5 protein-coding genes are annotated in these 15,326 nt (G+C 69.1%); all 5 read right to left on the bottom strand.

The annotated features are described in order from the left end of the window. The 5 genes from ACYVKL_RS13135 to galK all read right to left on the bottom strand — a co-directional run bounded on the left by ACYVKL_RS13135 (window position 1) and on the right by galK (window position 15,231). Entirely contained in the window at window positions 1-1,059 is a 1,059-nt protein-coding gene (locus tag ACYVKL_RS13135) for a 3-oxoacyl-ACP synthase III family protein (protein ID WP_379162743.1), read from the bottom strand. Further along, window positions 1,056-3,950, bottom strand: coding sequence for a type I polyketide synthase (locus tag ACYVKL_RS13140; RefSeq protein WP_379162746.1), 2,895 nt, complete (start codon window positions 3,948-3,950; stop codon window positions 1,056-1,058). Before ACYVKL_RS13140 ends, ACYVKL_RS13135 begins: the two co-directional genes overlap by 4 nt. Further along, window positions 3,947-7,267, bottom strand: coding sequence for a non-ribosomal peptide synthetase (locus ACYVKL_RS13145; RefSeq protein ID WP_379162749.1), 3,321 nt, complete (start codon window positions 7,265-7,267; stop codon window positions 3,947-3,949). Before ACYVKL_RS13145 ends, ACYVKL_RS13140 begins: the two co-directional genes overlap by 4 nt. Next, window positions 7,264-13,809: an SDR family NAD(P)-dependent oxidoreductase gene (locus tag ACYVKL_RS13150; RefSeq protein ID WP_379162752.1), complete on the bottom strand. Its 6,546-nt coding sequence runs from the start codon at window positions 13,807-13,809 to the stop codon at window positions 7,264-7,266. The genes ACYVKL_RS13145 and ACYVKL_RS13150 overlap by 4 nt, the downstream gene beginning before the upstream one ends. Window positions 13,810-14,097: 288 nt before the next feature. Beyond that, window positions 14,098-15,231, bottom strand: a complete 1,134-nt coding sequence (gene galK, locus ACYVKL_RS13155; RefSeq protein ID WP_460771914.1) for a galactokinase — start codon at window positions 15,229-15,231, stop codon at window positions 14,098-14,100. Between the last annotated feature and the right edge of the window lie 95 nt (window positions 15,232-15,326).

A 15,326-nucleotide genomic window follows, 5' to 3' on the forward strand; every position in this document is an offset into this window, starting at 1 on the left:
TCATTCGGCTTCACCCTTCACGAGGCCGCCGGGTATCGCGTAGTGGCGGAAGCAGATGGACCCCCACAGCACGCCCGCACCGATGCCGGCCAGTACCAGCAGCCGGCCGGTCTCGGGCTCGGCCAGGAGCGTTTCGTGGAGCACGGTGAACAGGCTTGCGGCGGCGGTGTTTCCGAAGCGCTCGACGGTGGTCGGCGCTCGATCCATGGAGACCCCGAGTGCGTCCATGGCATGGGTGATGATGTTCAGATTGGCCTGGTGCAGGAGGAAGTAGTCGACGTCGCCGACGGCCAGTCCCGCCCGGTCGAGGGTCTGCTGGATGCTGGCGGGCAGATACTCGGTGGCGTACTTCCACGCCGAGGGACCGTTCATCCGCACGAAGTGGTCGCCCGCCTCGGCGGTCTCGGGGGTGGTCGGCCGCCGTGAGCCACCGGCCGGGATTGCCACGTCGAAGCACAGCTCGTCACCGAAATCCCAGGACTGCACACCGAATCCGGCCGGTACCGGGCCGAGGACCACAGCGCCCGCGGCATCGCCGAAGAACACCCGGGTGCCCCGGTCGGTGGGATCGGTGGCCCGGGAACCGGTATCGGCGCCGATGACGAGCACGCGTTCGAACATCTCGCCCTGCAGCAGGTGCGCCGCGACCAGCAGCGCGTAGATTCCGCCGGCGCAGGCGGTTTGCGCGATATCCAGCGGAATGGCCCTGCTTGCGCCGAGTCCGTCCTTGACGGTCACCGCCGTCGAGGGCAGCGGCTGGTCCGGTGTGGACGTCGTGACGATGATGGCGTCGAGGTCTTCCGCCTCGATCCCGGTGCGCCGCAAGGCCTCCCGTGCCGCCGGGAGGCACATGTCCGACGTGGCCAGCCCATCGTCGAGAAAGCGACGTTCCCGGATGCCGGTGCGCGCGGTGATCCATTCGTCCGAGGTATCCAGGGTGCGTGCCAGCTCGGCGTTGGTCACCACCCGGTCGGGCACGTACAGCCCGGATCCGAGGAATCCCACCGACCGTCGCAGTCCCGTGCGGTGCGGAGTTATTCTGTTGCCCGCCTTCTTCATTGCCCCTCCCCCTTGTCTGCTCGCGAGGCGGCGATCAATCGCAGCAGTACCTCGGCGAGACTTTCCACATTGCCCTCCCGCGCCAGGGAGTGATGGTTTCCGGCGATCGGATGCACCGTCGATCGCCCGGTGGTGAGCTCGGCCCATCCGGTGCGGGTCACCCGCGGATCCGGGTCGATGCGCAAGAGCTCGGTCAATGCGTCCGGCTGTCGTTCGCTCGCCTGCAGCAGCGTGATGTCGATGTCGGTGACAGCGGGTCCGGGCCGATAGCCGTACACCGCGACCATGTGCCGGCGCCAGACGTCGAACATGGTGCGGGCCGCGTCGATGGGCAGCCATTCGGGTAGCGCGCCCGCCCTGCGCAAAGCCGCGACCGCCTCCTCGAAGTCAACCGGGATCTCCGAATCCTGTTCGGTGGCAACGCTTTCGGTTGAAGCGCGACCGAATTGCCCGAGCACCACCGGGAAGGCAGCGTACAGCTCGGATTCGCTCGGCGGACGATCGGGATAGGCGGCGGGCGGCAGGCTGTCGATGAGATACACCCCGACCATCCGGCCGCTCTCCTTCCGGATCCGTCTCGCCATCTCGAAGGCCACATTGCCGCCGTAGGACCATCCGCACAGTTCCTGGAACTCGACGCCGGCGGCCGCCAGATCGGCCAGATAGACGGTGGCGGCCGCCTCCACCGAATCCGGTTCCACGCCACCGCGATACGTCGGCGACTGGATACAGATCAGTGGCTGGTCGGCACCGACAGCGGTGGCGAGCGGCACATAGGTCAGCGCTGATCCCCCGCCTGGATGGATCAGCACGATCGGGGGCCGAGAACCGTTCTGATTCAGGTGAATCCACGGCGCTGCCTTGCCATCAGGCGTCTGCTCTGCGCCGGACTCGACGCGATCGAGGAAGGCGCAGAATTCACCCAGGGTCGGTGCGGACACGAGGTCCTGCAGGGTGACCGGCACCCCGAATCGTTCGGTAACGCTGCGCGCCATGCGCAAAGCGCGCAGCGAGTCACCGCCGAGGGCGAAGTAGTTCTCGCCGGGCTCGATGTCCGCCAATCCGAGTATCGAACCCCAGATCTCCGCGACGGTCGTCTCGGTCGGGGTCCGCCCGGCATCCGACCGGCTCGCCGACCGCGCCAGGTCATCCCCCAACCAGTGCCGGTCGCGCTGGAATCGGTAGCCGGGCAGTGTCACCTTCCGGACAGGAAGGCCGAAATACAGTACGCTCCAGTCACATTCGGCACCGTCGACCCAGGCTCGCGCGGCCGCGTCGAGCTGCTGGACCCGCTCGGCCGACGAGAGTGCGCCCGAAATCGATACCACCGCGGCGCCGCGGTGTGCGGAAGCACGACCCCGGATCGGCTCCCCCAGCGGTCGGCCCTGACCGTCGACGACCTGGGCGAACCGGTGTGCGAATACCTTTCGCCCGGCGTGCAGGGTATGAGCGACATCCCGGACCGACAGTTCCGGGCGATCCGCGAGGTGCGCGAACAGCGCCGACACCATCGCGTCCAGGGCCCGGGGATCCGCGGCGGACAACACCAGCAACTGCGGATCGGCGCAGTGCTCGACCCGGGCGGCGGGCGCTTCCTCCAGCACCACATGCGCATTCGTGCCGCCGAGCCCGAACGAGCTGACTCCGGCCCGACGCGGGCCGGTGCTGTCCCAGACCCGGGGGCGATCGGCGATCGCCAGCGCCGATCCGTCGCCGAGACCGAGCAGCTGGTTGGCCACACGGAAGTTCGCGGTTCCGGGAATCACACGCTGCCGCAACGCGCCGACCACTTTGATCAGCCCGGCGATGCCCGAGGCGGTATCCAGATGACCGATATTGGATTTGACGGCGCCGACGTAGCACGGCCGCCCGGCGGCCTGTCGGTTGCCGTAAACCTCACGCAGCGCCGCGAATTCGATCGGATCACCCAGTCGGGTGCCCGTCCCATGCGCCTCCACGTACGAGACGGTGTCCGGCTCGATATCGGCGACGGCCAGCGCCTCGGCGAGTACCCGCGCCTGGCCGTCGGCGCCTGGTGCGGTGTAGCCGACCTTGGCCCGGCCGTCGTTGTTGACCGCCGAGCCCCGAATCACCGCCAGGATCGGGTCACCCGCGCGCAGCGCGTCATCGAGACGCCTGAGCACCACGACGCCAGCGCCGTTGCCCGGCACGGTGCCGTCGGACTCGTGGTCGAAGGCGCGGCAGTGTCCGTCCGCGGACAGGATGCCGCCGGGCTCGTGGACATACCCGACCCGCAACGGTGTCCGTATCGCGACGCCGCCGGCCAGCGCCACATCGCTCTCGCCGAGCAGCAGGCTCTGACAGGCGTAGTGCACGGCCACCAGGGAGGTCGAGCAGGCGGTCTGGAGAGTGAGAGCGGGACCGGTGAGGCCGAACTTGTAGGCCACGCGGGTGGCCAGGAAGTCCCGGTTGTTGCCGATCACCAGCGGCATCAATTCGCCGAACGCAGGTCGGCGGCGGGCCCGCATCAGCTGCGCTTCGGCGTAGGTCGAGGTGCCCGCGCCCGCGAAGACAGCAATGGGGCCGGGCGCTCGGTCCGGGTCGATACCTGCGCTTTCCAGTGCCTCCCAACAACATTCGAGGAAGATGCGTTGCTGTGGATCGGTGGCGGCGGCTTCGCCCGGCGAGAATCCGAAGAATTCCGCGTCGAAGTATTCGACGTCGTCGAGCAACGCGCCGCGGCGAACATAGGACGGGGTGTCCACGATCGCGGGATCCAGCTCGTTGCCGCGGCATTCCTCGGCCGACAGTTCGGTCACCGATTCGATTCCGCGGGCGATATTGTCCCAGAATTCCTCCGCGTTTCGCGCTCCGGGAAACCTTCCGACACAACCGATAATGGCGACCGCGGGTACCGAGTTGTTCGTCATCGCGCCGCCCGCCCGCCGCTGCGTCGCGCCGCGCGCAGAAAGGCTTGTCGATCCTGCCCGCGCTGCCGGCCCGATTCGGCCCGATTATCGACGGCCGGATGTTCCAGGAAAGCGGCCGTCGAACCGATTGTCGGATAACGGAACAATTCGACGAGCGGGAATTCCCGCGCCGCGATCCGCGTCAATTCGCGATGCACGGCGACGAGCCGGACACTGTCGCCACCGAGGTCGAAGAAGTTGTCATCGATCCCGATCTCGTCGGCCCCCAGCACTTCCCGCCACACCTTGGCGACGGCGATCTCGAGATCCGACAACGGGCCACGCGACGCGGGACGGGTTCCGGCCCGATCGGCGGCGTTGCGGAGCAGCGCCCGCCGATCGACCTTGCCGCTGGCGGTCAAGGGAATGGCGTCCATGACATGGAAGCGATGCGGAATCATCGCCTGCGGCAACACCGCGCCGAGGTGCTCGCGGAGCTCGGCCACCGACGGCGCGGGCTCCGCAACCACCAGGTGCGCGACCAGATCGTTGCCCGCGTCGGTCTCCACGACGGACACCACCGCCGCGTCCACCGCCGGGTGAGCCGAGAGCTGGTTCTCCACCTCGGCGGTTTCGATGCGAACGCCGCGCACCTTGGCCTGTCCGTCCCGGCGACCCAGGTAGCGCACGGTTCCGTCGACGTGCCGGCGCGCGAGATCGCCGGTCCGGTACATGCGTGCGCCGGACCGGTGGGTGAACGGGTCGGCGACGAAGGACTCCGCGGTACGGCCGGGCTTGTTCAGATAACCCAGGGCGACCTGCACGCCGCCGAGACAGATCTCCCCGATGCCGCCGACCGGCACCGGTTGATGCCGGTCGTCGAGCAGGTAGACGGAGGTATTGGCCAGAGGCGTGCCGATCGGCACATAGCGACGCTCGTCAGCGTTGTCGCATCGCCAGGCGGTCGCCTCGATGGTCGCCTCGGTGGGACCGTAGAAGTTGTACAGCTCGCTGTCGAGGCGTTCGAAGAACCGGTCGCGCAGATCGGCGGTGAGCTCCTCGCCGATACAGAACACCCGCCGCAGCGATGCACAGGATCGGGCGTCCGCGGCGGCCAGGAACAGCCGCAGCGTGGATGGCACGAAGTAAGCGGTGGTGATGCCCTCGCGCGCAATGAGATCGGCCAGATAGCCCGGATCGCGATGCCCGCCCGGCCGGGCGAACACCAGCCGGGCGCCGCAGACCAGCGGCAGCAGCAGCTCGCCCACCGAGACGTCGAAACTGATGGCGGTGCGCTGCAGCATCGCGTCCGCGGTGGTCAGCCCGAACCGCCGCGCGCCGTCGCGGAGCCGGTTGGCCAGCGCGCGGTGGCTGATCAGCACGCCCTTCGGGTGGCCGGTCGAGCCCGAGGTGTACATGGCGTACGCGACCGCGTCCGGCGCGGGCGCGGTGAAGGTGATCGGCGGGGTCGCCGTCTCTTCGGGCCGGCGCACGCTGAGCCCGCGCACCGTCCCCATGTCCCTCGTGCCGTCCCCGATCACGAATCGCGCGGCGGTATCCCGCAGCACGTAATCGATTCGGTCGGCGGGGAGTTCGGGATCCAGCGGAACGTACACCGCGCCGGCCCGCAGGACCGCCAGGATGGCGACGATGAGCTCCAAGGAGCGGTCCAGCGCGACGCCGACGAACTCGCCGGGCCGTACTCCGGCGCGTACCAGTTCTCCGGCGAAGTGGCCGGTCCACTGTCCGAGTTCGGAGTAGGTCAAGCTCTCTTCGCCGCAGACGCAGGCGATGGCCTCGGGCGTGCGCCGAATCTGCTCGTCGATCGCGTGCAGCCCGATCGCGTCCCCGTCGAATTCCGCGGCGGTGGCGTTGAATTCGCCGATGACCTCCTCGAACTCCGCCGGGGACACCGGTGACAGCTGCGAGATCCGGGCACCGGGGTCGTCGAGTGCGCGTCGAGTCAGGGTCAGGAAGCTCTCACCGAGGTGCTCGATCAGCTCCGGTTCGAACAGGTCCGCCCGGTACCGCAGGTACACGGTGAGGTCGGCGCCGACCTCGAAAACCTCCAGTATCAGATCGAATTTCGCGAACTCGTGCTCGAACATGAGGAACCGCAGGGGCGCACCGGCCGCTTCACCGCCACCGTCACCGGCGGTGAGCTTCGATGTCAGCTCGTCGAGAGTGCGGCCGCTGAACCGCCGTTGGCTCTGAAAGGAGAAGAGCACGTCGAAGATCGGGTTGCGGCTCACGTCCCGGGGCACGCCCTGGTCGGCGACGATCCGCTGAAACGGATAGTCCTGATGGTCGAGCGCGTCGATGAGGGTGGTGTGCCCCCGGCGCACCAGCTCGGTGAACGACGGGTCGTCCCCGAGATCCGCGCGCAGCACGACCGGATTGACGAAATATCCGGCCACGGTTTCGAATACGCTCGCCGGTCGTCCGCCGGCGAACGTCCCGATCACGATGTCGTCGCGCAGGGCGTACCACCGCAGCAGCGCCTGGAACGTCGACATGAACACCGTCGACACCGTGACGCCGGTCGCCGCGGCGAAGTCCCGCAGCTGCCGGTTGAGGGCCGCGTCCACCCGGAATTCGCGCGTCGCGACGGGGGCCGACGCCAGCGGCCCCCGCGCTCCGCTCGCGCCGAGATCCAGCGGATCCGGCAGGTCCGCGAGGCGAGCCCGCCAATAGTCACGCAGCTCCGCTCCGCGCGGTCCACTCAGGGAACGGGCCTGCGCCGCACAATGATCCAGGTAGGACACCGGTGACAGCGCGCGTGGTTCCGCGCCGGACAGCAGTGCGCACAGGTCCTCGGTCAGGAGCATGAACGACCACCCGTCCAGGGCGATGTGGTGCGCGGTGAACAGCAGGATCGCCGGCCTGTCCGGGCGCCGCAGCAGATCGACGCGGGCCACTGGCCCGACGCCGAGTGCGAACGGCGCCCGGACCAGTCGCTGCGCGACACTCATGCACTCGGCATCGGAGACCGGGCCCAGCTGATGAACCGTGAACGCCATCGAGTCGTCCACCGGGCGCACGATCTGGGTCGGCACACCGGCGTTGTCACCGTAGGTCGTCCGCAGGGTGGCGTGCCGGGCCAACAGGGTCCGGTAGGCCGACCGCACGTGGTCATCGCTGTATTCGGCCGCCAATTCGGCCATCATGACCTCGTTGTAGGCCGGATCATCCGGGTTCAGCTGGTGCAGCAGCCACAGCGCCTGCTGCCCCTCAGACAGCGGATGCCCGGCCGCCGCCACGCTCGCCCGCTGTCGCAGCAACTCCCGCAATCGTTCTCGTTGCCTCGCCGCGGGATCGGCGACCGGTACGCCGGTCATTCCGTGGCCTCACCCGAGGCGGCGAGGTCGGCGAGCAAGGCTTCCACCTCGGTGTCGGACAGCTCGTCGATACGCTCCAGCAGCTCCTCGGCTCGCGCCGGGTCGAGCGGTGCCTCCGATTCGATGACCTCGGCCGTGCCGCTGTCGGCGATCTCCTGGTCCAGCAGCGCGAGAATCTGCTGTTCCAGCTGAACCACGGTGGGGCCCTTGAGCAGTACGGTCGGCAGCAGCTCCACGCGCAGCTCGGCGGTGATCTTGTTGCGCAGTTCGACCGCCATCAGCGAATCGATTCCGAGCCGGGTGAGTTCGGTGTCCACGGACAGCTCGCCCGACTGGATGCCGATGACCCGGGCGACGGCCTCCCGCAGGAACTCCGCCAGGGCCGCGGTGGCCTCGGCGCGGTCGCCCGTCCGCAGGGCGCGGCGGATCAGCGTGCCGGTGCCATCGCCGCCGGCCTGCGGCACGTCATCCACCAAGCGGCTGTAGAAGGGCGAGGCCGCCGCCGACGGATAGAGCTGCGCCCAGCGCGCGACATCGAAATTCAGCACCGCCACCTGTACCGGGTCGGCCATGATCACCGCTTCGAGCGCCTCCAGACCCTGTGCCGGTGTCATGCTCCCGATGCCGCGGTTGCCCAGCCGGCTGTCGCGGCCGTCCTGCGCGGCCTGACCGATTTCCGCCCACGCACCCCAGTTGATGCTGGTCGCCGGCAGTCCCAGGGAGCGGCGGTGGTGCGCCAGCGCGTCGAGGAAGGCATTGCCGGCGGCATAGTTTCCCTGCCCCGGCGAGCCCAGCAGCGAGGCCGCCGAGGAGAACAGCACGAACAGGGCGAGTGGATCGGACGCGGTGTGCGCGTGCAGGTTCCAGATGCCCTGCACCTTCGGCGCCATGGCGGTGCGCATCCGGTCGGGGTCGAGTTCGGCGAGCACCCCGTCGTCGAGCACCATGGCGCAGTGCAGGATTCCGCGCAACGGCGGCCCGGTCTCCCGGATTTGGGCGAGCAGTTCGATCACCTGCGCCTCGGCCGTGACGTCGACGCGAGCCACCTCGACCTGCGTTCCCATCACCTCGATCTCCCGCAGCTTGGCCCGCGTCTGCTCGGACGGTGCGCTGCGGCCCATCAGCACCAGGCGGCCGACTCCGCGTTCGGCCAGCCACTCCGCGGTCAGCAGACCCAGCCCGCCGAGGCCGCCGGTGATCAGATAGGTGCCGTCGGCGCGCAGCAACGCGCCCTGGGCGGTGCCCGCCACCATGACTTCCGGGCAATCCAGATCGATGACGACCTTGCCGATGTGCTGACCGCGAGCCATGAACCGGAAGGCGTCGGGAATGGCGTCGGAGTCGTACTGCCGGAAGGGCAGCAGGGAGAAGGTGCCGTCCGCGAACTTGGGCATGATCTCGCGCTGCACCCCGCCCCAGATCTCCGGGCGTTCGCGGGTGATCCGATCCAGGTCCACGGCGTAGAAGCTCAGGTTGGCCCGGAACGGGTACAGCCCGATCTCCTTGTTGTCGTAGATGTCGCGCTTGCCGATCTCGACGAACCGGCCGTAGGGCGCCAGCACCCCGATGCCGAGCGGGATGGCCTCCCCCGCCAAGGAATTGAGCACGATGTCGACGCCGGCGCCGTCGGTGAGGCGCATCGTCTCGGCGGCCCAGTCCAGCGCGTGCGAGTCCATGATGTGCCGCACGCCGCGGGCACGCAGGAATTCGCGCTTCTCCTCGGTGCCGACCGTCGCGAACACCTCGGCGCCGACCATCCGGCAGATCTCGATGGCTGCCAGTCCGACACCGCCGGCCGCGGAGTGGATCAGCACCCGCTCGCCGGGCGCCAACCGGCCCAGTGTGATCAGCGAGTACCACGCGGTCAGGAAGGCCACCGGAATGGTCGAGCCCTCGGCATAGGTCATCTGGGCGGGCTTGTGGGCGACACAGTAGGCATTGGTCACCACATAGGAGGCAATGCTGTTGGGCGCCATGGCGACCACCTCGTCGCCGACCGCGAAGTCCTCCACACCCGCGCCGACCGCGGTGACCACGCCCGAGCATTCGATGCCGAGCGGGCCCTCGAACCGGCCGTAGTTGGGCAGCACACCCATCGCCGACATGATGTCGATGAAGTTCAGTGCCGCCGCGCGAACATTGATCTCGACGAATCCGGGTTGCGGATCCAGGCGCGCGGTGTTGCGCAGAACCAAGCCGTCCAGGATCCCCGGTGTGCGGTTCTCCAGCCGGAACGGCTCGGCGGAGGGCAGTGCGGTGCGGACGACGTCGTGGTCGGCGGACCCATCGGTCCGGTCCAGGCGCGCGACGTGGCGACCGAGCTCGCGCAGCGCGATCTCGCGCTCACCGTCGCGGTTCAGCAACTCCGCGACCAGTGCGTCCAACTGCTTCGCCGGTTCCGCACCGGCCGCGAGATCGACCAGCGTGCAATCGAATTCGGGGCGTTCCCGGGCGATCACCCGGCCCAGGCCCCAGGACGGCGCCTGGGCCACGGCCACCTGCGCGTCCGTGTCGAGGGCGTGGGCGCCCTGCGTCACCACGGTGATGCGCGGCCGCGCGGTCTCGCCCAGCGCATGCACGACGGTGAGCAGGCTGATCGGTCCGAGCAGCTCCGCCGCCGCGAGGGCCGCGGCATCGAGATCGGCGGCCGGGGACACGTCGAGATTCCACAGATGCACCACATCCGTGATGGACCGGCCGCTCACCTGACCGAAATCGGCGATGGCGGCGGCGAGATCGTCGGTCGAACCCGGCACTACTCGATACCGCAGGCCCGGCTCGACGACCTCGAAGCGGTCCCCCCGCTCGATCGTCGACACCACCGCACCGAGGCCGGTCAAGCGGTCTGCCAGCTCACGCCCGGCACCGGACGCGTCGGTCAGCAGCATCCACGCACCGTCGGCCGATCGCTCCACGGGTTCCGGAGCCACTTCGCCCGGCGCCCAGGCGAGTTCGAGCAGACTGTCCTCGACCCGCCAGGTTCCCGTCTGCTGAGCGCCGCCGACTTCACGCAGTCGCAGCCCCAGCGCCTCGAGCACCGGGTCGCCGGCCTCGTCGTACACGCGGACATCCATCAGGGGGCTGTCCACGGTGGATTCGGGCCGACGCACCACATGGCTGTACAAGACTTCCCGACCGCCACCGAAGTGCCGCAGCCGCTCCACTCCGACCGGCAGGAAGACCTGCCCGGACGCCGCTTGCCCGCTCAACTCGCACACACCGACGACCTGCAGGCAGGCGTCGAACACCGCCGGGTGGATGATGTCCGCGCGGTCCGCGATGCCGGCCGGGGCCTCGATTCGGCCGAATGCCTCACCGGCACCGCGATGTACCGACACCACGCCTTGGAAACCAGGCCCGTAATGCAGGCCGAAACCACCGAGATCAGCGTAGAACTCGTCCACCGCGACCGGCTCGGTGATCCGAGCTCGGATCGCCGCCAGATCGACTCGAAGCGGCGGCGCCGCATCGGGTTCCGCGGTCCGCAGCCCACCGGTGCAATGTTCGGTCCAGCTCGGCGTGCCCGAGGGCTGCCCGAATTCCGCACTGCAGAAACTGAACTCGGCTGTCTCCGGGGTCTTGCGTTCGATCACGAGCTGCACGTCTACGGGCCGGTCCTCGGTCAGGAACAGCGCCTTCGCGATGTCGACATCGGTCAACTCGGTTCCGGGGCCGCCCGCACCGAGCACCGCGGTGAGGTAGCAGGTGGCCGGCAGCACTGCCGATTCCCCGACCCGGTGGTCGGTCAGATACGACAGCTCGCCGAGATCGGCGACCGCGTCCGCGATGCGAATCTCCGGCCTGGTCGCGAGAGTGACCGCGGCGGAGAACTTCTCCGCCCAGGAATGCCGGCCCGGCACCCGGGACCGCCGACTCGAACCGGTGTCCTCGGGCAGCCAGTGCCGGTTGGGCTCCCAGGCGAAGACCGGCAGGAGCGGAATCGGCGCGCCCGGCTGCTGCAGCGGGGACCAGTCCAGCGCCCGGCCCTGGGTGAACAGCGCGCCGGCCGTGGACAGCATCGACTCCAGTTCCCGCTCCCGCCGACCCGAAGGTAGTACCTGGACAGGGAATTCGGCGGCGGCGAGCGCCGGTTGCACGGCGCCCAGCAGCGCAGGGTGCGGGCTGATCTCGAGCAAAGTGTGACAGCCGTCCGCCACCAAATGCTCGACCCCGTCCCAGAACAGGACCGTCGAGCGCATGTTGGCGAACCAGTAGGCGGCATCGAGCTGCTCATCGCCGAGCGCCCGCCCCAGCACGGTGGAGTAGAACGGGAACGTGCCCGGCAGTGGGGTGATCCCCGCCAGCTGAGCCGCGAATTCCGGCTCGAACTCGTCGATCTGCGGGCAGTGGGACGCGAAATCGACATCGATGCGCCACCCCTGCAGGCCGCGCGCCTCGAGCTGCGCCAGGACCTCGTCGATCGCATCCACGTCGCCGGAGATCACGGTCTGCGACGGACTGTTGCACACCGCGACGGCCAGCCGATCCGGGTAGGCGGCAACCAGTTCGGCGGCCTGCTGCCGCGACACTTCGGCGGTCGCCATGGCGCCGCGCCCCGCGATCCGCGCGGCGAGCCGGCTGCGCAGGCAGATGACCTGGACGGCGTCCTCGAGGCTCAGCCGCCCCGCGATATGGGCCGCGGCCACCTCGCCCATGCTGTGCCCGATCACCGCGTCGGGCTCGATGCCCCAGGACCGCCAGGTCTCCGCGAGCGCGACCTGGACCGCGAACAGCATCGGCTGGACGATGTCGAGCCGGTCGGGCAGCCCCTGAGCCGGATCCTTGGTGAGCTCCTCGATCAGTGACCACCCGGCCACCGACCGCAGTACCCGGTCACACCGCTCGATCGAGGTTCGGAAAACGGCGTCGCGCTGCCACAGTTCGGCGCCCATACCGGCCCATTGCGAACCCTGTCCGGGGAAGACGAACACCACCTTGCCGGGTTCGCCGGCGACGCCGAGCGCGACGTTCGGACGGGTCGTTCCGGCGGCCACCAGGTCGAGCCTGTGGCTCAGATCATCGGTCGAGCGCCCGACCACCACGGCGCGATGCCGATGGTGGGTTCGGTAGCGGGACAGCGTGCGGGCCAGTCCCGGCACATCCACCCCGTCCGCGGAGCGCAACCACTGCGCCAGTCGCTCGGCCTGCCGGTGCAGGCCCCCGGCGGTGGGCGCGGTCACCGGCAGCAGCACCGGGCGCGTGGCCTCGGCGATCGGGTCGGCACTCGGTACCGTCGGCGATCCGGCCAGCACCACGTGTGCGTTGGTGCCCGACAGTCCGAACGAGTTCACGCCCGCGAGCAGCCGTCCCTCCCGGTCCGGCCAATCCCGTGCCGCGCCGTTGATTTCGATCGGATACTCGTCCCAGGCGATGCCCGGGTTGGGTGTGCGCAAGTGCAGGCTGGCGGGCAGCCTGCGGTGGTGGATCGACAGCGCCACCTTGATGAGTCCCGCGATCCCCGCGGCGGATTCGGTGTGCCCGATATTGGTCTTGACGCTGCCCAACAGGCAGGGCTCGCCCGAGCGACGCTGCTCCGACACCACCCGCCCCAGCGTCTCGATCTCGATGGGATCGCCGACCGCGGTCCCGGTGCCGTGCGCCTCGATGTACTGCAGATCCGACGGTGCGACTCCGGCTTTCGCGCACGCGGCCCGGATCACCGCGGCCTGGCCGGCGCTGCTGGGCGTCATCTGCAGTCCGCCGCCGCTGCGGCCGTCATTGTTGACCGCGCTGCCCGCGATGACCGCGTAGATGTGCTTGCCGGCGGCCACCGCGTCCTCGAGCCGCTCGAGCACCACGATGCCACAGCCCTCGCTGCGCACGAAGCCGTCCGCCGAGGCGTCACCGAACTTGCAGTGCCCGTCGGCCGCCAGCATCCCGGACTGCGCGAAACAGATACTGGGTTCCGGGGTCAAGACGATGTTCACGCCACCGGCGAGCGCCAGATCGCTTGTGCCCGAGAGCAAGTCGGCACATGCGGAGTGCACCGCCACCAACGAGGACGAGCACGCGGTGTCGACGGTGAGACTCGGACCCTCGAAGCCCAGCGCGAAGGACACCCGTCCGGAGGCCATCGCGTTGGCCACGCCCGCACTGGCATGCGCATCGAGGAATTCCGGCCTCCGCAGCAGCAGATCCTTGTAGTCGTTGTTGATCAGGCCGATGTACACGCCCTTGCGCCCGGCCGCATCGGCGCCGGGCTCCTCACCCGCGTCTTCCAGTGCCTCCCAGGCGACTTCGAGCAGCAGGCGATGCTGCGGGTCCATGCGCGCGGACTCGCGGGGCGAGAGCGAGAAGAACGTATTGTCGAACCGCGTCACGTCGGGCAGAAAGCCGCCGAATCGCGTGGTTATGGTCCCCGGAACGCCCGCGATCGGACTGTAGAAGGCATCGATGTCGAATCGATCCGGCGGCACCTCGGTGATCGAATCGCCGCCATTCTCCAGCAGCCGCCACAGATCCGCCGCAGTGGCCGCACCCGGGAATCGGCAGCCGATACCGGTAATGGCGATGGATCCGGAATTGAATGAATGATCAGTCATATACCCTCCCGAAAAACTGCATGCGAAGCCACCGAGGACCGCAAGCGTTTATGCCGATGCCGAAATCAACAGCACCGGAGAGATTTTCGACCAAACTCCCTCTGGCCGAACACATGCAAGTCGCCCAATTCGCGTCCGAACTGGATGGTCCCCTGACCCTTGCCCCAGCGACGCTAGCACAGATCTGAAACACGTTCTAGTGAAATGTATTTTGAGCAATCGCGCGATGCAGACCGACGGATTGCCGCCCCGGAGTGGAGGTCCCGGGGCACCTCCGACAAGGCCCGATCAGGGCGATGGGATGCCGGCGGCGGAGATCCGGTGCGCGCCTGCCGAGGGGGTGGCGGTGAAGATGCGGGGAGTCTCGAACCCTTTGGCGATCAAGGCTTCTCGGACCGCGGTGCCGACGGATTCGGCGCGGTCCCGATCGACCAGGGCGATGATGCTGCCGCCGAAGCCGGCGCCGGTGAGGCGGGCGCCGTGGGCACCGGCGGTGAGGGCGGCGGTGACGGCGGTGTCGAGGGGTGGGGCCGAGACTTCGAAGTCGTCGCGGAGGGAGGTGTGGCCTGCGGTGAGGAGGGGGGCGATGGTGCGGGGGTCGGCGCCGGTGCGCAATTGTTCGGCAATTCGCTGGACGCGGGCGTTTTCGGTGATGACGTGGCGGGCGCGGCGGCGGAGGAGGGGGTCGGGGAGGCGGGCGGCGGTGGGAACCGTGGGGGCGTCGCGGAGGGTGGGGATGCCGAGTACGGCTGCGGCGGCGGCACATTCGGTGCGGCGGGCCGCGTACTCGCTGTCGACCAAGGTGTGGGGGCTGCCGGTGTCGACGACCAAGAGGGTGAGGGCGAAGTGGTCCAGGTCGAAGGGGATCTGTTCGGATGCGCCGGTGCGGGTGTCGAGGAAGAGGAGGTGGCCGGGGGTGCAGAGGAGGGCGGCGGATTGGTCGAGGGCGCCGGTGGGGACGCCGGCGTAGACGTTCTCGGCGGTGCGGGTGATGTCGATGAGGTCGGTGGCGGAGACGGTGGGTGCGAACAGGTCCCGCAGGGCGATGGCGACCGAACAGGTGAGGGCGGCCGAGGAGGACAGGCCGGCGCCGATCGGGACGGTGCTGTCGAGGTCGAGTTCGATGCCGGGGAGTTCGTGACCCCGGCGCTGGAACTCGCGGATGACGCCGAGGGGGTAGCGCGACCACACCGGAAAACCGGACCAACCGGACGAATCCAGCGCGGCCGTGGTGGTGCCGACCGCGTCGCCGGGAGCCTGCCGGGATCGCAGGCGCACCACGCCATCCGGGCGGACGCGGGCGGTGCAGGTGGTCCCGAGCGGCAGGGCCAGGGGCAGCACGTAGCCGTCGTTGTAGTCGGTGTGCTCGCCGATCAGGTTGACCCGGCCCGGCGCCCACCAGCGTCCCACCGTCGATTCCACAGTCGGGCTCCTCTGCACCGGGTGTTGCGGGCCGTACGGTTCGGTCTGCGGGGAGCATAGCGAGTCTCGCGAAAGCAGCCCTGCGGGTTCGCCGA

This window comes from Nocardia tengchongensis (assembly GCF_054781395.1).